The sequence below is a fragment of the Amycolatopsis sp. DSM 110486 genome (assembly GCF_019468465.1).
Lineage (GTDB): Bacteria > Actinomycetota > Actinomycetes > Mycobacteriales > Pseudonocardiaceae > Amycolatopsis.
This window is the reverse complement of record NZ_CP080519.1, coordinates 7,816,149-7,834,859: the sequence shown is the minus strand read 5'-3', so window position 1 is coordinate 7,834,859 and position 18,711 is coordinate 7,816,149. Positions and strand designations below refer to the sequence as shown.

Genomic DNA, 18,711 nt, shown 5'->3' with positions numbered 1-18,711 from the left:
TGTCGAGTTCTTCGGGGATCAGTCGTGCCGGGCACGGCTGTGGCGGTGCCAGCGCAGAGCGCGGCGTTCGAACGCGGTGAACACGGTGTTGAAGACGTAGCCGAGCACGCCGAGCGCGACCATCGCCGCCCACATGCCCGCGAACTCGAAGTGGCGTTGGGAGTCGACGAGGAAGAAGCCGAGCCCGCTGGTCGCGACGACCCACTCCGACAGCACCATCAGCACCAGCGCCAGGGCGAGCCCCACGCGCATGCCCGCCAGGATCGCCGGGGTGGCGTAACAGAGATCGACCAGCAGGAGCCGACGCAGCGGCCCCAGGCGCAGCGTGCGGGCCGTGTCCCGCGCGACGGGGTCGATCGCGCCGGTCGCCTGCATCGCGTTGAGCAGCACGGGCCACGTGCAGCCGAACGCGATCACCAGCACGCGCATCACGTCGTTGGCGCCGAACACGATCAGGAAAACCGGCAGGATTGCCGGGGTCGGCAGCGCGCGGAGGAACTGCGCCGCCGGGTCCACCATGCGCCGCACGGTGGGGAACGCGCCCGCCGACACCCCGATCGCCGCGCCGAGCAGCGAGCCGCCCAGCCAGCCGATCAGCATCCGCACGAGGCTCGGCGCCACGTCCGTCCACAGGGGAGCCGACGTCCACAGGTCGCTCGCCGGACCGGCGAACCACAGCGTCCGCACGCGGTCGAGGATCTGCAACGGTGTCGGGAAATACGGGTTGGCCGCGGCCTCGGTGGCGCGTTGCCAGACCCAGCACAGCACGGCCGGCAGGCCGAACCGCAGCACGAACCGGCCCGCGACCGCCGCGGCGGTCCGCAGCGGACGCACGGAAACCGGCGCCGGTGAGATCACGGCACTCATCGCGGTTCTCCTTCGCTCCACGGCAGAAACCGTCGTTCCAGCGCCCGGGCGGCCCAGTTCACGACCAGCCCCAGCAGCCCCGCCGCGCACACGGCGGCGAACGCGTAGTCGGTGTGGCTGCCGCCCTGGGTCGCGGCGAGCAGGTAGGCCCCCACCCCGGTGTCGGTGCCGATGAGCAGCTCCGCCGCCACGGCGATCACGAGCGCGAGCCCGATCGACACCCGGACGCCGGCCGCGATCACCGGTGCGGCCGAGGGCAGCACGATCTCGGCCAGCCGGCGCGGGAGCCGCGCGCCGTAGAGGCGGGCCGTCTGCAACGCGACACCATCGACGTCGCGGACGCCGTGGATCGTGTTGAGCAGCACCGGCCACACCGTCGCGCTCACGATCGTGATCACCACGGACTCGCGGCCCGTCCCGGTCACCAGCACCAGCAGCGGCACGATCGCCACCGCGGGCACCGGCCGCAGGAGGTCCACGACGATGCGGGTCGCGGTGTGCGCGGCCGGGACGAGCCCGAGGACCAGGCCCACGACCAGGCCGACCGGGACCGCGATCACCAGCCCGAGCAACGCCGAACCCGCGGTGGCGCCGAGATCGGTCAGGAAGGGCGCGTTGGTGAGCAGCTCCCCCAGCCTCGCGAGGATCACGCTCGCGGGAGGCAGGTACTGCGTGCTCACCAGTCCCGAGCGGGAGACCACCTCCTCGGCCGCGGCCAGCAGGACCAGGCCGGCGAGCCCGAGCACGAAGGTGGACAGTGCGGGGCGGTGGCCCAAGCGCGGCGCGGCGCGCCGGGGCAAGACGTCGAGCGACATGGGGCTGGTGTCCTTTCCGGCGTCAGCGGTCCGCGGCCATCACGTCGGCCGGCAGCGCCGTGCTCGTGAGCATCCCGGCCTGCTGCATGAGCTCCGCCAGCTTCCGCAGCGGCGCCGTGTCAGTCACGTTCGTGGCGAACCCGGGCAGCTTCATGCCGCTGGCCAGCGACGCGTCGACGCGCGTGAACGTCGGCACGGCCTTGCGCAACGCGTCGGGATCGGCGTTGAGGGCGGCGTTCTCGGCCGCCAGCGCCTTGCGGAACGAAGCGATCACGTCCGGGTGCTGCTGGGCGTAGCTCGTGGTGGTCACGTAGACGCCGACGAGGGTGTCGGTGAGCGGCCCGGTGAACTGGTCGGAGACGCTGCGGGTGCTCACCGTCTTGCGGATCGTCGAGAGGAACGGCTCCGGCGCGCAGGCGGCGTCGACGATCCCGCGCTGCAGCGCGCTGCCCTCGTCCGTCAGCGCGACCGGCACCAGCTTCACCGACTTCGGGTCCAGCCCCGCGGCCCGCAGCTGCGCGGGGATGGTGAGGGCGCAGCTCGAGGTGGTGCCGGGGATGGCGACGCTGTGGCCGGGCAGGTCCCGCACCGAGCGGATCGGCGAGCCGGCCTTGGCGAGCACATCGAGCTGTCCCGGCCCGCCGAGGTCGCTGAGCCCCACGACCGTGACGGCGAGCTTCTTCTGCACGGCGAGCAGGTAGTCGGCCGCGTTGTCCCAGACGATCGGGTACCCGTTGCCGAGCAGGCCCACCAGCGGCGAGTCGGAGCTCGTGTGGTTGTGCGCCTGCACCGTGACGCCGGCCTTGGCGAACCCGCCGTTGCGGGCGCCGAGGTAGACCGCCGCCGACGATGTGGTCGCGGGAGCGTCGACCACCACCGCCGCACCGCCCGTGGCCGGGCCGGAGCCCGAACCCGAGCCGGGTGCGGCCGTGGTGTCCGTGGTCGAGCACGCCGAGGTGACCGCCAGCGCCGCGACGCCGGCGAGCGTCGCCGCGATCCGTTTCCGTGACTTGCCAGAGTTGCGTGACTTGCCAGAGTTGCCGCAGTTGTCCGCCATGCCGATTCCGCCTTCCGCAGTACCGCGCTGCTGTGAAAGGCATGGAAGACCGCGGGTGTGACGGGGACAACGCCGCTGTGCAAGTTTCCACATCCGGTTGCCGCGGGCGGGGTTCCGGCGGCGCCATGGAACCATGACTTCCTCGACTCCGCCCTCGCCGGGCGTGGCGCTGGGTTCGGCCCGGTCGATGTCCGCCCCCGTCCACCTCGCCGGCTACGGCGTGGACGCCGACCGGTTCCGCGGCCTGGCCGCCTCGCTCCCGACGTCGGTCAGCGTCATCACCACGACCGCCGAAGACGGCTCACCGATCGGCATGACGTCGGGCACGGTGTGCAGCCTGTCGTGCGAACCGCCGTTGCTGCTGGTGTGCCTCGGCAAGGCTTCGCGGACGCTGCAGGCGATCCGCGACCGCGGCCGCTTCGGAGTGAACGTGCTGGACAGCAACGGTTCCGAGATCTCCGCGCACTTCGCGAGCCGCGTGGCGGACAAGTTCGCCGCCACGGGCTGGCGCCGCGGCCGGCACGGCTCGCCCGTGCTGGAGGACTCGGTGGTGGCGTTCCTGGAGTGCGAGCTCTACCAGGTGGTGGACGGCGGGGACCACGCCATCGTCGTCGGGCTCATCATGGACGGGGAACACACGGACGCGTCGCCGTTGGTGTATTTCCGCCGCAGCTACTCGGGCTTCGGGGAATCGGGCGAATGACGTCAGCGGCCGGCCTTGCGCCGCAACCGTTCCTCGTCGTGCACCACGAGCTCACGCGACTCCAGCGTCACCACACCGAGGCGCGCCATGTCCTTCAGCGCCTTGTTGACGCTCTCGCGCGAAGCGCCCACGTAGTGCGCCCACTGCTCCTGCGTGAGGTCGTGCCGCACGCGGATGCCGTCGGGGCCGCGCACTCCGATCCGGTCGGCCAGCTCCACGATTCCGGCCGCGACGCGCCCGCTGATGTCGGGGTTGAGCAGCGAGCCCACGGTCTCGTTGATCCGCCGCACCTGCGCCGAGAGGAACCGCACCACGGCGGCCCCGATCCGCGGGTCGCTGAGCACCCACTCGCGCAACCAGGCCGCCGGCAGGGCGATCACGTCGGCGTCACTGATCGCCACGGCGTCGGACACGCGGGCGTTGCCCTCGAAGACGCTGGTGATGCCGAACGGGTCGCCGGGCAGGAACAGCGTCATCAGCCGTTCGCGGCCGGTGGGGGTCGTCCGTCCCATCGCGACCTTCCCGGCCACGACGAGGTAGCCGAAGCCCGCGTGTTCGCCGGTGTGGAAGATGACCTCACCGCGCGGGTAGTGGCGCGCCGTCCCGCTTTCGAGCAGGCCGGCCACCAGATCAGCCGGCATCCCCGCGAAGAACGGGCTCACGACCGCGCCGCCCGCCGCGGAACGGAAACGCTGCGCGGGCGGAAGGGCGCCGGCCGGGTTCATCCCGGCAGTGTAAGCACCCGCACCGGTGATTCACGCGTTCCGCGTCGCCGCGAACAGGTGCAGCCGCAGCGGGTCTTCCTTGCGCGGGTCGAACAGCACCGGCACACCTCGTCCGGACGAGACGAACTCCTCGACGAGATCGGGACCGTCGCCGGTCCAGCCGCGCGTGGCGAGCCACGCGGCCGGGGGCCACGCCGCAGGCCCGCCGCGGTCGACGGACACGAAGACCTCCGCCATGGCGCGGTCGCCTTCCGCGGGGGTGGGGATGTCGCTCATCCGGGTCCGCCGGTTGAGGTACTCGCCCGCGAGCGTGCTGCCCGCCGCGGACATGCTGCCGATCTCGCCGAGGAACGCGTCGGCCTGGTCCGGCTCGAAGTACATGAGCAGGCCCTCGGCCATCCAGGCCGTGGGCACGCCCGCGTCGAACCCGGCGGCGAGCAGCTCGCGCCGCCAGTCCTCGCGCAGGTCGGCCGCCACGGCCACCCGCTTCACGGCCGGCTCGGCGCCGACCTCGGCCACCAGGCGTTCCTTGAACGCCAGCACCTGCGCCGAGTCGAGCTCGTAGACCACCGTGTCGGCGGGGAAGGCGAGCCGGTACGCCCGGCTGTCGAGCCCGGCGCCGAGCAGCACGACCTGCCGGCAGCCCGCGGCCAGGCGCTCGGTGAGGTAGCGGTCGTAGAAGCCCGTCCGGCCCGCGAACAGGCCGGACAGGCCCTTCCAGAACTCCGACGGGTACTCTTCCCGGGCCGGGCCCAGCGGCGGCAGAGCGGCTGTCGAGACGTCGACGTCGAGCACGCGCGCGACGAACTGCTCCGCCAGCGGGTCGGCGAACAGCCGATCCGGGCGGCGGGACTCCTGTGCCCGAGCGTAGGACGCGATCAGGGCGGTCAGCCCGACCCCTTCGGGAAGCCTGGGTGCGGTCACGGTCTCGCCCTTCGCCAGTGGTGCCGGTGCGCGTCTTGATCATCACGCAGCGGGCAGGACCCCGCCATGCGCGAACGGATCAAATCCGAGCCGAACCGGATCACCCCGGCGCCGCTGTCCGAAGAGGACGCCTGCCGACCACCCGGCTCAGTGCGTCCGGACCGGCGGCATGCCGAGCACCTCGTTGAACGCCTCCGACGACGAGGGGTGCGTGTAGACGGAGTCGCGCAGCTCGGTCGCGGTCACGTCGTGGCGCATCGCGAGCGTGACGAGGTTGATCAGCTCCTGCGAATCGACGCCCAGCAGCGTCGCGCCCACGATCAGGTCGGTTTCGCGGTCGAGGACGAACTTCATCACGCCGCGCGTCTCGCCGACGATCTTCGACCGAGGCATGGCGGCGATGTCGGCCACGGCCTTCTCCACGACCTTCACCGGCAGCCCGCGCTCCACGGCTTCGCGTTCGGTGAGGCCCACGCGCGAGAGCGCCGGGCTCATGAACACCGTGTACGGGATGAACTTCCGGTCCTTTGTGGACCGGTTGCCGCCGCCGAGAATCTGGTCGGCCACGATGCGGTAGTCGTCGAGCGAGATGTAGGTGAACTGCGGGCCGCCGTTGACGTCGCCGATCGCGAAGATGTGCGGCTGGCTGGTGCGCAGGTGCTCGTCGACCTCGACGGCTCCGGTGGCGGTGGTGCGCACGCTCGCGCGGGCGAGGCCCAGGCCCTCGGTGGCGGGTGTGCGCCCGGTCGCGGCCAGCACGTCGTCGGCCGCGAGCGTGTGCGGCTCGCCGTCGATCTCGTAGGTGATCTCCACGCCGTTGTCGATGTCGCGGACGCCGGTCACCTGGGCGTCGTAGACGAACTCGACCCCGGCCCCGCGCAGGATGCCGGTGGCCGCCGCGGCGATGTCCTCGTCCTCGCGGGGCATGATCCGCGGCGCGGCGTCGAGCACCGTGACCGCGCTGCCGAACTGGGCGTACGTCGAGGCGAACTCCACGCCGACGTACCCGCCGCCGAGGATCGCGAGGCGCTGGGGCAGGTGGTCGAGGTCGATCAGGTCGGTGCTGGTCAGCAGCCGGGTGCTCTCGCGCAGGCCCGGGATGGCCGGGACCGTCGGCACGGCGCCGGTGTTGATCACGATCGTCTCGGCCGTGACGCGCAGGACGTCCTCCCCCGCGGCGACCCGCACGGTCTTGGGGTCGAGGAACGTCGCCTTGCCGGTGATCACGGTGACGGTGTCGATCGTGTCGAGCATGGCGAAGTTCTTGCCCCGCATGGCCGTGGTGAGCGCGCGCGTGGCCTCGACCGCCCTGCGGTGGCGCTCGGGCGGGGTGCCCGCTCCGGGGTGCTCGGCGTGGTGGACGAGCGACTTGGTGGGCACGCAGCCGATGTTGATGCAGGTGCCGCCGTACATCGCCGCGGACTGCTCGATCATCGCGACGCGCTTGCCGAGCTTCCCCAGCGCCGCGGCCAGCGTCTTGCCGCCCTTGCCGAAGCCGATGACCACCAGATCGAAGTGCATGTCGTCCATACGGTCCAGCATTCGCCTCCCGAAGAGGCTCGACTACGCATGAAAAGATCAATTTTCGCCGAGATCGGATCAACCTGGCCCGGCTCGGCGCCGTCCTCGGGCGACCGTCCAGCGGCGCGCCGCCCGGAGCCGGTCCAGGTCGAACGTTTATGATCGGCCATCCCGCGGCGGCGTTCGGCGGCCGCGCGGCCGAAGGAGGCGGTGAGTGGTTACCCGGGCGGAGCGGAACTCGACGAATCCGGACCTCGGGGTGCTGTCAGCGAGGCTCCTGTTCGCCGTTCAACGCGAACTCTTCGCGAAGCTCGTCGCCCAGGGTTTCGACGATCTGCACCCCCGGCACGGGGTGGTACTGGCCTACCTCGATCCGGGTGGTCTGCGCGCGACCGAGCTCGCGCGGCTCTCCGGCCAGGCCAAACAGGCGATCGGCCTGCTCGTGGACGAACTGGAGGCGCTGGGCTACGTGTTCCGCCGGCCCGACCCCGGCGACCGCCGGGCCAAGCTCGTCTGCCCGACCGAACGCGGCCTCGACCAGATGCGCACGGCCGACCGCATCATGGCGAGCATGCAGGACCGCCACGCCCGCCGCGTGGGCCGCGAGTCCTACGCGGCGTTCAAGCGCGTGTTCATGGACGTCGCGGAGCACCAGCGGCGCACCGTCTCCGCGGACTGATCCGCTCACGGCGCCGTGGGCGAGCCCGAGGTGGTCGAAGACTGTGGTTTCGGGTATCGGCTGGCCGAGCCGGCTCGGCGGTGAACCGCGTGTGCGTCTTCGTGCGCGTGTGCGGCCACTCGGTCGAGCCAGAGTGAGCTCTGGTTCAGCCGCACACGGGATGGTCGTCAATAGGCATGACTGTACAACAGCTTCACCGGCGTTCGTACCGCCCGGCACCAGCGTCGACACCTGATCCGACGGCGACAGAAACTGACTCGATCACGCGTGGTTTCGGCGGCCGGTCCCGTGCACAATCGTGCGGTTGTGGAGGAAAACACGGCGGCGGACGCCCCGATCGTTCTGGTGAACGGCTTCTACCACGGCTCGTGGGCCTGGACGGAAGTGATCGCCGAGCTCGCCGCGCGGGGACGCGCGGCCGTGGCGCTGGACCTGGCCGCGCACGGACTGCACGCCGTGGCACCGGGCTCGGCCACGCGCCGGCCCTTCGATGCCGACGCATTCGCCACCGAACCGTCGCCGGTCGCCGGGATCGGCCTCGACGCCGCGGCCGACCTGCTGATCGGCCGGATCGAGGCGATCGGTGGCGGGCGGCTTCCCGTGGTCGCCCACAGCATGGGCGGCGCGGTGCTGACCAGGGCGGCGGAGCGCGAACCCCGGCTCTTCGCGCACCTGTACTACCTCGCGGCGTACATGCCGGCCTCGGACACGCCGTGCCTGGTGTACCCGTCGCTGCCGGAAGGGCGGAGCAACCGGTTCATGCCGCTGCTGGTCGGCGATCCCGAGAGCACGGGCGCGTTGCGGATCGACCCCGGCAATCCGGACCCCGAGGTCCAAAAGGCCATCCGCGAGGCGTTCTACGGTGACGTCGAGGAACGGAAAGCGGCGGCCGCGATCGCGCTGCTCAGCTGCGACGCGCCCGTGGCGATGGTGGTGGAAAGCACCACTCTCACCGGGTCGGGCTGGGGTTCGGTTCCCCGCACGTACATCCTGTGCACGCAGGACCGCACCATTCCCGTCGAGCTGCAGACGCTGTTCGTCAGCCAGGCCGACGCGGCGTTCCCCGGCAATCCCACCAGGGTTTTCGGGCTCACCACGGCGCATTCGGCGTTCCTGTCCGCTCCCGACCAGGTCGCGGACGTCATCACCGATTCTCCGGGCGCTTTCCGCGGAATTCCGTGATCGGGCCGATGACGTTCCTCACCGCCGCGTGAGGAACGGTCGATCGGCGCCTTGACACCGTTCGTAATGGAAATTTACCATTGCCGGGCTGCCGGCCGGGAAACTCCGACCGGCGCCCGCCTCGCCTCGAGGCGCCACTGAAATCTGCCGGACAGCCGCCACTGTGGCAGGAGACGAGCCGCTCCCCGCGAGCGTGCTCCTGATCCCACCGAGGAGCGGAATGTCAGGCACAGCAACCCGGCCGAGATCGGCTCGCGCGCGCTGGCGGATCACGGCCGCGGCCGTCGTCGCCACCGCGAGCGCCGGAGCCTACCTCGCCGCGCCCGCGCCGGTCGCGCACGCGGCCACCACCGCGAGCGTGTGGCTCACCACCACCGACCGCACGAACCTGTTGAAGCAGCAGGGAAACGTGTCGTTCGGCTCCGGCGGCAGCGGACCGGTGATCACGGTGAACCCCACCACCACCTACCAGTCGATGGTGGGCTTCGGCGCGTCGTTCACCGACTCGGCTGCGTGGAACATCACCAACTCGCCGCGGCGTGACGAGATCATGAACTCACTGTTCACCACGTCCGGCGGAATCGGGTTGAGTTTCCTGCGCCAGCCCATCGGCGCGTCGGACTTTTCGCGCAGCTTCTACACCTACGACGACGGCGCGGCGGACCCGAGTCTCTCGCGGTTTTCCGTGGCGCACGACAACTCCTCCATCCTGCCGCTGGTCAAGCAGGCCAAGAGCCTGAACCCGAAGCTGTCGGTCATGGCCACCCCGTGGAGCGGGCCGGCGTGGATGAAGGACAACAACAGCCTCATCGGCGGCTCGCTGCGCAGCGACCAGAACGGGGTTTTCGCCGACTACCTGGTGAAGTTCGCGCAGGCCTACGGGGCGGCGGGGGTGCCGATCGACTACCTGAGCGTGCAGAACGAGCCGCGGTTCTCCGCACCCGGCTACCCCAGCATGTACATGGAGCCCGCCCAGCAGGCGAACATCATCAACACCCTCGCGCCGAAGCTGCGCGCGGCGGGCCTGCCGGCGAAGATCCTGGGCTACGACCACAACTGGGACGTCACGGACTTCGCCGAGCAGGTGAACAACCAGGCCGGCGACAACGTGGCCGGCTCGGCGTGGCACTGCTACGGCGGTGACCCGTCGGCCCAGTCCAAGGTGTACGGCGACCAGCACAAGGACATCTTCTTCACCGAATGCTCCGGCCACGACTCCGACAACGTCGCGAACAGCTTCGCCGACACGTTGCGGTGGCAGGGCATGAACCTCACGATCGGCGCCACGCGCAACTACGCGCGCACCGTCGCGCTGTGGAACATGGCGCTGGACAACAACCACGGCCCGGTGATCGGCAGCTGCGGCAACTGCAACGGTGTCGTGACCGTCGGCGGTGGCAACGTGACCTACAACGCCGAGTACTACGTGCTCGGCCACCTGAGCAAGTTCGTGCAGCCCGGCGCCGTGCGGATCGACTCGACGGGTTACGGCGAGGGCGGTGTCGAGAACGTCGCGTTCCGCAACCCGGACGGCACGATCGTGCTCGTCGCGCTCAACACCGGTGGCACGCAGAACTTCCAGGTCTCCTTCGGCGGCCAGTCGTTCGGCTACCAGCTGCCCGGTGGCTCGATGGCCACGTTCACCTGGCCCGGCAGCGGCGGCGGCACCACCACTCCCCCGCCTGCCGGCCGCACCGGCCCGATCTCCGGCCTCGGCGGCAAGTGCCTCGACGTCACCGGCGGCTCGACCGCCAACGGCAACCAGCCGCAGCTGTGGGACTGCACGTCGGGCCCGAACCAGCACTGGACGCTCTCGAGTGACGGCACCGTCCGCGGCCTGGGCAAGTGCCTCGACGTCACCGGCAACGGCACCGCCGACGGCGCCGCGGTCCAGCTCTGGGACTGCTTCGGCGCCGCCAACCAGAAGTGGTCGACCGGCGCGAACGGCTCGCTGGTCAACGCGGGCAGCGGCAAGTGCCTGGACGTGAAGGACGGCTCGACGGCCAACGGCACCAAGCTGCAGATCTGGACCTGCTCCGGCGGCCCCAACCAGCGCTGGTCGGTCCCGGCGTAACCGTCGACACCGGACGACTTTTCGTCCGCCACGCCCGTGACCGGGCTGATCCGGTCACGGACGTTCTACTGTGTTCGCGGCAGTGACGTGCGTCACCCGATTCGCGTGCAACCGCAGGGCCCGCCCATGGCCTTTGTGGAGTGAGGGCTGCTGAACGGCGGTCCGAGCGAGGAGCAGCGAGTGGGTCACCGGGACTGGGAGGCGGATTACACCGCCTTCGTGCACAGTCGTGCCTCGGCGCTGCGGACCACCGCGTACGTACTCAGCGGCGAATGGCACCGCGCCGACGACTTGGTGCAGACCACTCTCGTCAAGCTCTACGTGATCTGGCCCCGGCTGGTGCGCCAGGGCGGCCTGGACGCCTACGCGCGCACCGTGCTCGTGCGCACGTTCGTGCGGGAGAACCGGCGCAAGTGGCGGCAGCTGGAACTGACCTCCGCCGCCCCGCCCGACACCACCGCCCTGCCCGAAACCGACCACGCCGGCCGACTCGCCGTGCGCACGGCGCTGGCGCAGGTGCCGCCGCGGCAACGGGCCGTGCTCGTGCTGCGCTTCTGGAACGACCTCAGCGTCGGCGAGACGGCCACCGCCCTCGGGTGCAGCGAGGGCACCGTGAAAAGCCAGTCCGCCCGCGGCCTCGCCGCGCTCAAACGCGCGCTCGACCCTCTGGGCTTCCGCGACCCGTTCCCCGAGGAGAGCGAGCGATGAACGAAGACCAGGCACGCGCCCTCATCCACCTGGCCGGCCCCGACGGTTCCGGCGCAGGCGACTTCGACGCCACCCTCTCCACGGTGCTGCGCCGGGGCCGCCGCCACCGCGCCGTCCGCCGCGGCCTGGCCATCTCCGGCAGCGCCCTGGCCACCGCGACCCTCGTACTCGTCCCCCTGTTCCTGCGCGCGCAGCCCGCCGAGCACCTGGGCCCCGCCGCGCCGCCCCTGCCCACGGCCACCTCCACGACGACCCCCACCGTCACGGGCACCACCCACACCCCGCCCCCACCGGGCACGGCGCCCGTCTCGACGACCTCCCACGCACCCGCAAGCCCCGGCTTCTCGCCGACCGACGACGGCCTGTCGCCGACCAGCACCCCGTGACCGCCTCGCCGGCCGAACCTCACGCCGAACGCCTCGGCCCGCCGAAACCAGCCACCTCCAGCCTGAGCACGTCGGCCTCCACCAAGACCTCCCACTCGCCCGCCATTCCCGCTTGCTCCCCCATGACCGCCGAGCCGGCCCAACAGCGCCGACCGCGCGCTGCCCGTGAACGGAAACCCGCCATGACCACGTTGTTGTCCACCCCCACGCCGGCCCCGGCCTCGACTCGCGCCGTGGCCTCGGCGCGTCTCGGTTATCTGCGCGCCGCCGGGGTGTATCTCGCGGTGCGGGTGGTCGGAGTGGTGGTGCTGGCGTTGTTCGCGTCGAGTACCGGGCAGCCGTTGCTCGACCGGCTCACCGCGTGGGACGGGCAGTGGTACCTGGCGATCGCGGACGACGGCTACGGCGGGATCACCCACGGGCTCGTCGACGCCGCCGGGAACTTCGCCCCGCACACGCCGCTGGCGTTCTTCCCGTTGTACCCGTTCCTCATGCACGCGCTGGCGACCGGCACGGGGCTCGGCAGCACCGCTGCCGGACTGCTGATCAGCCTCATCGCGGGGATCGTGGCGGCGCTGGGCGTCTACCGCCTCGGCAAAACCGCCGGGGCGGGGAAGGAGCGGACCGGGCTGCTGCTCGTGGCGCTGTGGGCTGGCGCGCCGCTGTCGATCACGCTCTCGATGGTCTACACCGAAGCCCTGTTCACGACGTTCGTGGCGTGGGCGCTCGTCGGGCTCGTCGAGAGGCGGTGGGCGCTCGCGGCGCTCTGCTGTGTCGCCGCCGGGCTGACGCGGCCGACGGCGGTGGTGCTGGTGGCGGTGGTCGTCTTCGCCGGTGTGGTGGCCTTCGCCCGGGCACCGCGGCCGGCGCCGCTGATCGCGGCGGCCGCGGCGCCGGTGGGGCTGATCGGCTACTGGCTGTGGGTCGCGAACCAGACGGGCAGCCTGTTCGGCTGGTTCGACCTCGAGTGGCACGGCTGGAACACCCGCTTCGACGCCGGCGCGGAGACGTTCGGCTTCGTCGGCCAGCAGCTCGTCCAAGGCCGGTCGGTGATGGAGGTCGGGAACGTCTTCGTGGTGTTCCTCGCGATCATCGCGGCCGCGCTGCTCCTGCTCAGGCTGCGCGAGCGGCCGAGCTGGTGGCCGCTGATCCTCTTCGGCGCGGGCATGGTGGTGCTCGTGGCCGGCACCGCGGGCATCCCGTTCGCGAAGGCGCGGTTCCTGTTGCCCGGCTTCGTCCTGCTGCTGCCACTCGCCCAGGGGCTGTCCGGCCGCCGCAGGAGCACCGCCGTCGCGGCGACCGCCGGCGTGGTCCTCGTCGGCTGCTGGTTCAGCGCCTACGCCCTCACCGGCTGGCACTACGCGATCTGAGCGGCGGAGTCCACAGTAGACGAATTCGCCCGCTATGCGCGAAGGGGCATGGCAGGCGGCGATTTAGGCATTGGCTGGGCATGGCTCACGCGGCCTAACCTCGGTTCACCCCGGCACCGACTCCAGCCGCCCACTGCGCCGCGCGGACCGAACGGCTAGAAGATCTCGACACCGTCGTCGGTGGTGATCGTCGGCATGGGTGGTCTCCGTTCGTTCGGCGGCCCGGCTTTCCGGGCCCGCCCTGGTTGACGGGGACCATCGTCGCCGGGCCGGGACCGGCACAGCGCCAGACAGATGACTGTGCCGGTGACGGTGACCGTCCGCTCAGGGCCGCCCCGCCTACCGGCCCGGGAGCGAGCGCGGGAGCCCGAACGCCGGGAACACGCTGTTCTCGAAGCGGCTCATCGCACAGATCCGGTCGCCCGTCAAGGTGAGGACGTAGAGGCCGGTGCCGTGGCGGACGCCGCCCGGGGTGCGCAGGTACGCGCCGAACGCGGGCTGGCCGTTGGCGCGCGTCGGCACGAGGTCGAAGCGGCGGCCCGCGCCGAACAGGCTCGCGCAGAAGTGGGCCACGACGTCGCGGCCTTCGTACTCGAAAGGCAGCGGCGGCATCGACATGAACGCGTCGTCGGTCAGCAGTGTCACCAGCGCGTCGATGTCGGCGGCCTCGTACGCGCTGACGAACCTCGCCACGAGCGTGTCCTCGGCGGGCGAGCCGGCGGTGGGAGCGGGTTCGGTGACGGTCGGCCGCCGGCGCGGCAGGCCGGCGCGCGCTCGTTTCAGGGCGCTCTTGACCGAGTCGACGGTCGTGTCCAGCATGCCCGCCACCTCGGCGGCGGGGAACCCGAGGACGTCGCGCAGGATCAGGACGGCCAGCTGACGCGGCGGCAATGCCTGCAGGGCGGTCACGAAGGCCAGGGAGATCGACTCGGTCTGTTCGTAACGGGCTTCCGGGCCGAGCGGCACGGCGATCGCGCCTTCGAGGAGGGCGTCGGGGTATGGCTCGAGCCACACGACCTCGCCGAGGCGCGTGGGTTCCGGCGGTTCGACGCCGGGGATGTCCCATTCCTTGGCCGGGCGGCGCTTGGCCGCGCGCAGGGCGCTGAGGCACCGGTTGGTGGCGATCCGGTAGAGCCAGGTGCGGATCGAGGCGCGGCCGTCGAACCCGCTCAGGCCCCGCCAGGCGGACAGAAGCGTGTCCTGCAGTGCGTCCTCGGCGTCCTGGAACGAGCCGAGCATCCGGTAACAGTGCACCTGCAGCTCGCGGCGGTGCGGTTCGGTCAGCGCCCGGAAAGCCTCGCCGTCGCCGCCCCGCGCCCGGCTGATCAGGTCGATCCTCGCCCGTTCCATGGCCACCTCTCTCCGGTCTGCGTTCTCATCCTGTCTCGACGCCGGCCGGGGCGCGAAGGGGGCGGTGCGCCACTTTTGCGGATCCCGCGGCGTCGGTATCCCCGACAGCCGAGAACAAGGGAGAACGGCCATGGGAAAGATCGTCATCAGTGAAAACGTCTCGCTCGACGGAGTCATCCAGGATCCGACCGGCGAGGACGGCCTCGGACGGGGCAGCTGGTTCACGTGCATCGGGGACGCGGACCGGGCAGCGTGGGCGGAAGTCGAGTTCGAAGAGGCGGTGAGCGCCGCGGCCCTGCTGATGGGGCGGCGCACCTACGCGTGGTTCGTCGCGCGGGGCTGGGGGTCCCGCGACGGCGCCTGGGCGGACCGGTTGCGCGAGCTGCCGAAGTACGTCGTCTCCTCCTCCGCGCTCGACGGTCCGGAGTGGACCAACTCCACGGTCCTGAAGGCCGAGGAAGTCCCGAATCTCAAACAGGAGGTGGACGGTGACCTCGTCGTCTACGGCAGCGGCCGGCTGGCGCACAGGCTGGCCGAGCAGGACCTCGTCGACGAGCTGCGCCTGATGACCTACCCGGTCGTGGTCGGCGCGGGCGAACGGCTTTTCGGCGAGACGAGCGGGGTGAAACCGATGCGGCTCGTGGCCACGAGGACCGTCGGCGAAAGCCTCGTTCTCCTCACCTACCGGCCGGCCTGACGCTTTTTGTCGGCGGCGGCGAACAGAATGGGCGAAGCCACTTGAGCCGACCGGGAGGATCGTCATGGCTTCGACGCACCACCGCCTGGACTACACGGAATTCGCCGTGACCGACCTCGACCGCGCGACGGCGTTCTACCGCGACGCGTTCGGCTGGGGCTTCAACGCCTACGGGCCCGGGTACGCCGGCATCCGGGCCGATCCGGCCGAGGCGTACCCGGAGGTCGGCGGCTTCCGCGTCGACGACGCGGTCGCCCCGGGCGGGCCGCTCTGCATCCTGTACTCGGACGACCTCGGTGCGAGCGAAACATCCGTCGTCGCCGCGGGCGGCACGATCGTCGAACCGGCCTACGACTTCCCGGGCGGGCGGCGGTTCCACTTCCGGGACCCGGAAGGCAACGTGCTCGCCGTGTGGTCGGCTTCGTAGCTTCACGGCGCCGGATCGCCTTGCCCTCGCCGGGGCAAGGCGGTCCGGTCATGCCCGCGCGACGCTCAGCCCCACTGGTACTTGAGGAACTTCCCGTCGAGCGTCACGACCACGCGCTCGCCACCCGGGTCCTCGCGGCGGCCGACGTCGATCTTGAAGTTGATGGCGCTCATGATGCCGTCGCCGAACTGCTCGTGGATCAGTTCCTTGATGGTGGGGCCGTACACCTGCAGGACCTCGTAGAAGCGGTAGATGGTCGGGTCGGTCGGCACGGCCTCCTCGAGCGCGCCGCGCGTGGGCTGGAGCTGCAGCGCCTGCGCGACGTCGTCGCCCAGCTCCAGGATCGCGACGGCCTTCGCGGCTTTGTCCGCGGGAACCGGGTGCTGCCCGAGCAGCGCCGACGTCGTCCACGCCAAGGGGGCGTCGAGGGTATCGGCGATTTCGGCCCAGGTGAGCCCCAGCCGGACCTTGGCCTCGAGCACCGTGTCAGCGGCCTGCTTCTTGGTGGTCATGCGATCGAGCGTAAGGGCCCGATCGCGCAGGAGCCATCAGTTCTTGTTTCGTGTTCACTGTCTTTTCCTATGAGCCCATAGGACCGGTGTATCAAGCCCGTAACCGAATTTCACCGTTCCTCAGGCCGAGTCGCCCAGCGCCAGGTCGGCGACGCGGTCCGGTTGCTCCAGCTGCGGCCACCGGCAGGCGCACGGATTCGAGCCGGGCGCGCAGTTCGGGGTCGTGCATGGCCGGGTCGCCGGCGTACTGATCGGGCGCTGCGGCCGGCGGTGTCCCGTCGAACCCGGGCAGGACCGGGGCGAGAACCCGCGCGCCCCGCCCGGCGAGCGCGGTGGCGAGGTGCGGGTGGTCGCGGGTTCCGTGTGGTACCGCGCCATGATCTCGACGGTCTCGTCGGCGGGCACCGGCCGTCCCGCCCGCGGGGCGAACTCGCGCAGGTCGCGGAAGTACCGGACGTACAGGTCCGGGGTGAACGTCTCCTCTCTCACGAATCCGCACCGGCGGCGCCAAGGTTGTCGCCTACCTGACGTAAGGCGGCGACGACGGCCCCGGCTTCCGCGCTGCGCGTCGGCGGGAACACGGCGATCGTCCGGCGGCCCGGCCAGTTCGGGTCGTCGACGCCGACGGTGACCACACCGGCCGGGATGGACAGAGCGGCAACCTCGGGCATCAGGCACACGCCCAGCCCGGCGGCGACCAGGCCGAGCCGCGCCGGCCAGCCGCGCACGGCGTGGCCGATCACGGGCTCGGTGAGCGTCGGCCAGGCGCGGAACTGCGGGTCGTCGCCGCTGCCCGGGCCGGCGATCCAGGCCTCGCCCGCGAGCTCGGCCACGGGGACCACGTCGACGCCGGCCAGCCGATGGCCAGAAGGGACCGCGACACACAGGCCGCCGGCCGACACGACCTCCTGGTCGAGCCCGGCCAGATCGTAGTCCGGCAGCCCGGCGCCGACGCCGAGCACGGCCACGTCCAGCCGCCGGGCGCGCAGGTGTCGCAGCAGCGTGGGCGTCGCCGCTTCGGTCAGCGCAACCTCCAGGCCCGGGTGCTCGGTGCGCAGCCGCGCGACGGCGCGGGGCACGAGCACGGCCGTCGCCGACGGGTACGCGCCCAGCCGGACGCGGCCGGCGAGCCGGTCGTCCAGCCCCGCGAGGTCCTGTTCCAGCGCCCGCATCCCGGCCAGGATCCGCCCCGCGTGCTCGACCACGACGGCGCCGGCCGCGCTGACCCGCACGCCGCGCCCTTCGCGGACGAACAGCGCCTGCCCGGCCGCCGCCTCCATCGCGGCCACCTGGCGCGAGATCGCCGGCTGCGAGTACCCCAACAGCCGCGCGGCCGCGGTGAACGATCCGCTCAACGCGATCTCCCGGACGACCCGCAATCCCGCCACGGTCAGCTCACTCATGCACGAACCGTATCGCGGCGATCCGGAACTCTCATCTGCCGTATGGATTTTTCGCTCCGCACAACGGGTTCTCTCCAGTATGGACACCACACCGAACAGCAAGACCTGGTTCGTGACCGGAGCGTCGCGCGGGATGGGCCGCGAGCTCGTGGAGCAGGTGCTGGCGCGCGGCGACCGCGTCGCGGCCACCCTGCGCCGCCCGGAGCAGCTTGACGACCTCGCCGCCCGCCACGGCGAACGCCTGTGGGTACGCGCGCTGGACGTCACGGACACTGCGCGACTGCGCGCCGTCGTCGACGAAGCGTTCGCCGCGCTCGGGCGCATCGACGTAGTCGTGTCCAACGCGGGCTACGGCGTGTTCGCCGCCGCCGAGGACCTCACCGACGCGCAGATCGACCGCATGATCGCCACCAACCTCACCGGCTCGATCCAGCTCGCCCGCGCGGTCGTGCCGCACCTGCGCGCCCAGGGCGGCGGCCGGCTGCTGCAGCTGTCGAGCATGGGCGGGCACCTCGCGTTCCCCGCGTTTTCGCTCTACCACACCACGAAATGGGGTATCGAAGGCTTCTTCGAGGCGCTGGCCGAGGAGGTCGCACCGTTCGGCATCGACACCACGCTGATCGAGCCGGGCATGGTCCGCACGGGCTTCTTCGACGCCGCCGACCGCGTGCCGGTCAGCGCCCCGTACCGCGGCGGGCCGGCCGACCAGGAGCCGATCCCCGTGTCGGAGATGACGAACAGCCAGGAGAACACGATCGCCGCCGTCGTGCGCGCGGCGGTTTCGGCGAATCCGCCGCGCCGCCTCGTGCTGGGTTCGGACGCCTGGCAGCTCATGACCACCGCGCTGCGGCAGCGGCTGGCCGACGTCGAATCCCAGCGCGCCGACGCGGCCACGGCCGACGCCGTGCCCGTGCGCCGCTGAGCCGGCTCCTGCAAGTCCGCTCTCATCATGAGAGCGGACTTGCTACCGCAGGCGGACGCTGAACCCGGACACCGGCGACCCCGTCGTCCGGATCGCCACCGCGACCGAGCACCTCCTGCGCCACGTCCTGACCCACGAGGGCGCCGTGCGCGCCATGATCGCGGCGACCGTCACGCGCCGGCCGACGCCACCGCCCGCCCGGGTCTGCGCTTCGGCCTCATCGACCACGCGCTCGCCCCGCCGGCAGAGCTGAAGGACCTCTCCCCCGCGGCCCTGGCCCAGCTCAAACGCGACCTCGCCGTCGTGATCAGCGCCGAGGCGCTGTCCGGCCTGACCGACCTCCACGGCCTCGCCGCGGACGACGCCGTGCGCAGCGTCGTCCACACCGC

The 18,711-nt window shown here is 71.5% G+C and carries 21 protein-coding genes; 10 read left to right on the top strand and 11 right to left on the bottom strand.

The window, feature by feature from the left end:
• Nucleotides 1-18: 18 nt before the first annotated feature.
• Genes K1T34_RS38010 through K1T34_RS38000 form a run of 3 tightly spaced genes read right to left on the bottom strand, consistent with a single transcriptional unit; the run spans nt 19 to nt 2,739 of the window.
• The gene (locus tag K1T34_RS38010; RefSeq protein ID WP_220239556.1) at nt 19-867 is read right to left on the bottom strand and encodes an ABC transporter permease; all 849 of its coding nucleotides are present in this window, start codon (nt 865-867) and stop codon (nt 19-21) included.
• A complete protein-coding gene (locus tag K1T34_RS38005; protein ID WP_220239555.1) occupies nt 864-1,682 on the bottom strand; it encodes an ABC transporter permease in 819 nt (272 codons plus the stop codon). Before K1T34_RS38005 ends, K1T34_RS38010 begins: the two co-directional genes overlap by 4 nt.
• 22 nt (nt 1,683-1,704) lie before the next feature.
• The gene (locus tag K1T34_RS38000; RefSeq protein ID WP_220239554.1) at nt 1,705-2,739 is read right to left on the bottom strand and encodes an ABC transporter substrate-binding protein; all 1,035 of its coding nucleotides are present in this window, start codon (nt 2,737-2,739) and stop codon (nt 1,705-1,707) included.
• 133 nt (nt 2,740-2,872) lie between these two features.
• Here K1T34_RS38000 and K1T34_RS37995 point away from each other — a divergent pair, with 133 nt between their 5' ends.
• Nucleotides 2,873-3,442 (top strand): flavin reductase family protein, encoded by a 570-nt coding sequence (locus K1T34_RS37995; protein ID WP_220239553.1) that lies wholly within the window; start codon nt 2,873-2,875, stop codon nt 3,440-3,442.
• 2 nt (nt 3,443-3,444) lie between these two features.
• On the opposite strand, the gene K1T34_RS37990 is transcribed toward K1T34_RS37995, so the two are convergent.
• From K1T34_RS37990 to K1T34_RS37980, 3 genes are all read right to left on the bottom strand, one after another.
• Nucleotides 3,445-4,167 carry a Crp/Fnr family transcriptional regulator gene (locus tag K1T34_RS37990; RefSeq protein ID WP_220239552.1) on the bottom strand — a complete coding sequence of 241 codons (723 nt, stop codon included), beginning with the start codon at nt 4,165-4,167 and terminating at the stop codon, nt 3,445-3,447.
• A 30-nt stretch (nt 4,168-4,197) separates the two neighbouring features.
• Entirely contained in the window at nt 4,198-5,091 is an 894-nt protein-coding gene (locus K1T34_RS37985) for an SAM-dependent methyltransferase (protein WP_220239551.1), read from the bottom strand.
• A 147-nt stretch (nt 5,092-5,238) separates the two neighbouring features.
• The gene (locus K1T34_RS37980; RefSeq protein ID WP_220239550.1) at nt 5,239-6,621 is read right to left on the bottom strand and encodes an FAD-dependent oxidoreductase; all 1,383 of its coding nucleotides are present in this window, start codon (nt 6,619-6,621) and stop codon (nt 5,239-5,241) included.
• 205 nt (nt 6,622-6,826) lie between these two features.
• On the opposite strand from K1T34_RS37980, the gene K1T34_RS37975 reads away from it, so the two are divergent.
• The 6 genes from K1T34_RS37975 (at nt 6,827) to K1T34_RS37950 (ending at nt 13,011) form a co-directional block, all read left to right on the top strand.
• Entirely contained in the window at nt 6,827-7,291 is a 465-nt protein-coding gene (locus tag K1T34_RS37975; protein ID WP_220239549.1) for a MarR family winged helix-turn-helix transcriptional regulator, read from the top strand.
• A gap of 306 nt (nt 7,292-7,597) precedes the next feature.
• Nucleotides 7,598-8,473: an alpha/beta fold hydrolase gene (locus K1T34_RS37970; RefSeq protein WP_220239548.1), complete on the top strand. Its 876-nt coding sequence runs from the start codon at nt 7,598-7,600 to the stop codon at nt 8,471-8,473.
• Between the two features lie 220 nt (nt 8,474-8,693).
• A complete protein-coding gene (locus K1T34_RS37965) occupies nt 8,694-10,547 on the top strand; it encodes a lectin (RefSeq protein ID WP_220239547.1) in 1,854 nt (617 codons plus the stop codon).
• A 180-nt stretch (nt 10,548-10,727) separates the two neighbouring features.
• The gene (locus K1T34_RS37960) at nt 10,728-11,255 is read left to right on the top strand and encodes a SigE family RNA polymerase sigma factor (RefSeq protein WP_220239546.1); all 528 of its coding nucleotides are present in this window, start codon (nt 10,728-10,730) and stop codon (nt 11,253-11,255) included.
• Nucleotides 11,252-11,641 (top strand): hypothetical protein, encoded by a 390-nt coding sequence (locus tag K1T34_RS37955; protein ID WP_220239545.1) that lies wholly within the window; start codon nt 11,252-11,254, stop codon nt 11,639-11,641. Before K1T34_RS37960 ends, K1T34_RS37955 begins: the two co-directional genes overlap by 4 nt.
• Before the next feature lie 182 nt (nt 11,642-11,823).
• Nucleotides 11,824-13,011, top strand: a complete 1,188-nt coding sequence (locus K1T34_RS37950) for a hypothetical protein (RefSeq protein WP_220239544.1) — start codon at nt 11,824-11,826, stop codon at nt 13,009-13,011.
• Nucleotides 13,012-13,350: 339 nt separating this feature from the next.
• Here K1T34_RS37950 and K1T34_RS37945 read toward each other — a convergent pair whose 3' ends face one another.
• Nucleotides 13,351-14,361 (bottom strand): sigma-70 family RNA polymerase sigma factor, encoded by a 1,011-nt coding sequence (locus K1T34_RS37945; RefSeq protein ID WP_220239543.1) that lies wholly within the window; start codon nt 14,359-14,361, stop codon nt 13,351-13,353.
• Nucleotides 14,362-14,491: 130 nt separating this feature from the next.
• Between K1T34_RS37945 and K1T34_RS37940 the strand changes: the two genes are divergently transcribed.
• Both K1T34_RS37940 and K1T34_RS37935 read left to right on the top strand, forming a co-directional pair.
• Nucleotides 14,492-15,058: a dihydrofolate reductase family protein gene (locus tag K1T34_RS37940; protein WP_220239542.1), complete on the top strand. Its 567-nt coding sequence runs from the start codon at nt 14,492-14,494 to the stop codon at nt 15,056-15,058.
• 64 nt (nt 15,059-15,122) lie between these two features.
• Nucleotides 15,123-15,485 (top strand): VOC family protein, encoded by a 363-nt coding sequence (locus K1T34_RS37935; protein WP_255637840.1) that lies wholly within the window; start codon nt 15,123-15,125, stop codon nt 15,483-15,485.
• A 65-nt stretch (nt 15,486-15,550) separates the two neighbouring features.
• On the opposite strand, the gene cynS is transcribed toward K1T34_RS37935, so the two are convergent.
• From cynS to K1T34_RS37920, 3 genes are all read right to left on the bottom strand, one after another.
• On the bottom strand, nt 15,551-15,997 hold the full coding sequence (gene cynS / locus K1T34_RS37930; protein ID WP_220239541.1) for a cyanase: 447 nt from the start codon (nt 15,995-15,997) through the stop codon (nt 15,551-15,553).
• 120 nt (nt 15,998-16,117) lie between these two features.
• Nucleotides 16,118-16,486, bottom strand: a complete 369-nt coding sequence (locus K1T34_RS37925; RefSeq protein WP_220239540.1) for a hypothetical protein — start codon at nt 16,484-16,486, stop codon at nt 16,118-16,120.
• A complete protein-coding gene (locus tag K1T34_RS37920; RefSeq protein ID WP_220239539.1) occupies nt 16,483-17,400 on the bottom strand; it encodes a LysR family transcriptional regulator in 918 nt (305 codons plus the stop codon). Before K1T34_RS37920 ends, K1T34_RS37925 begins: the two co-directional genes overlap by 4 nt.
• Before the next feature lie 79 nt (nt 17,401-17,479).
• Here K1T34_RS37920 and K1T34_RS37915 point away from each other — a divergent pair, with 79 nt between their 5' ends.
• Nucleotides 17,480-18,322 (top strand): SDR family oxidoreductase, encoded by an 843-nt coding sequence (locus K1T34_RS37915; protein WP_220239538.1) that lies wholly within the window; start codon nt 17,480-17,482, stop codon nt 18,320-18,322.
• Nucleotides 18,323-18,364: 42 nt separating this feature from the next.
• On the opposite strand, the gene K1T34_RS37910 is transcribed toward K1T34_RS37915, so the two are convergent.
• Nucleotides 18,365-18,706 carry a hypothetical protein gene (locus tag K1T34_RS37910; protein ID WP_220239537.1) on the bottom strand — a complete coding sequence of 114 codons (342 nt, stop codon included), beginning with the start codon at nt 18,704-18,706 and terminating at the stop codon, nt 18,365-18,367.
• Nucleotides 18,707-18,711: the final 5 nt, after the last annotated feature.

Excerpts from the sequence above, each read along its gene's own strand:
- K1T34_RS38010 (WP_220239556.1), bottom strand. The coding sequence starts at position 867 with ATGAGTGCCGTGATCTCACCGGCGCCGGTTTCCGTGCGTCCGCTGCGG.
- K1T34_RS38005 (WP_220239555.1), bottom strand. The coding sequence starts at position 1,682 with ATGTCGCTCGACGTCTTGCCCCGGCGCGCCGCGCCGCGCTTGGGCCAC.
- K1T34_RS38000 (WP_220239554.1), bottom strand. The coding sequence starts at position 2,739 with ATGGCGGACAACTGCGGCAACTCTGGCAAGTCACGCAACTCTGGCAAG.
- K1T34_RS37995 (WP_220239553.1), top strand. The coding sequence starts at position 2,873 with ATGACTTCCTCGACTCCGCCCTCGCCGGGCGTGGCGCTGGGTTCGGCC.
- K1T34_RS37990 (WP_220239552.1), bottom strand. The coding sequence starts at position 4,167 with ATGAACCCGGCCGGCGCCCTTCCGCCCGCGCAGCGTTTCCGTTCCGCG.
- K1T34_RS37980 (WP_220239550.1), bottom strand. The coding sequence starts at position 6,621 with ATGGACGACATGCACTTCGATCTGGTGGTCATCGGCTTCGGCAAGGGC.
- K1T34_RS37965 (WP_220239547.1), top strand. The coding sequence starts at position 8,694 with ATGTCAGGCACAGCAACCCGGCCGAGATCGGCTCGCGCGCGCTGGCGG.
- K1T34_RS37955 (WP_220239545.1), top strand. The coding sequence starts at position 11,252 with ATGAACGAAGACCAGGCACGCGCCCTCATCCACCTGGCCGGCCCCGAC.
- K1T34_RS37950 (WP_220239544.1), top strand. The coding sequence starts at position 11,824 with ATGACCACGTTGTTGTCCACCCCCACGCCGGCCCCGGCCTCGACTCGC.
- K1T34_RS37945 (WP_220239543.1), bottom strand. The coding sequence starts at position 14,361 with ATGGAACGGGCGAGGATCGACCTGATCAGCCGGGCGCGGGGCGGCGAC.
- K1T34_RS37940 (WP_220239542.1), top strand. The coding sequence starts at position 14,492 with ATGGGAAAGATCGTCATCAGTGAAAACGTCTCGCTCGACGGAGTCATC.
- K1T34_RS37935 (WP_255637840.1), top strand. The coding sequence starts at position 15,123 with ATGGCTTCGACGCACCACCGCCTGGACTACACGGAATTCGCCGTGACC.
- cynS (WP_220239541.1), bottom strand. The coding sequence starts at position 15,997 with ATGACCACCAAGAAGCAGGCCGCTGACACGGTGCTCGAGGCCAAGGTC.
- K1T34_RS37920 (WP_220239539.1), bottom strand. The coding sequence starts at position 17,400 with ATGAGTGAGCTGACCGTGGCGGGATTGCGGGTCGTCCGGGAGATCGCG.
- K1T34_RS37915 (WP_220239538.1), top strand. The coding sequence starts at position 17,480 with ATGGACACCACACCGAACAGCAAGACCTGGTTCGTGACCGGAGCGTCG.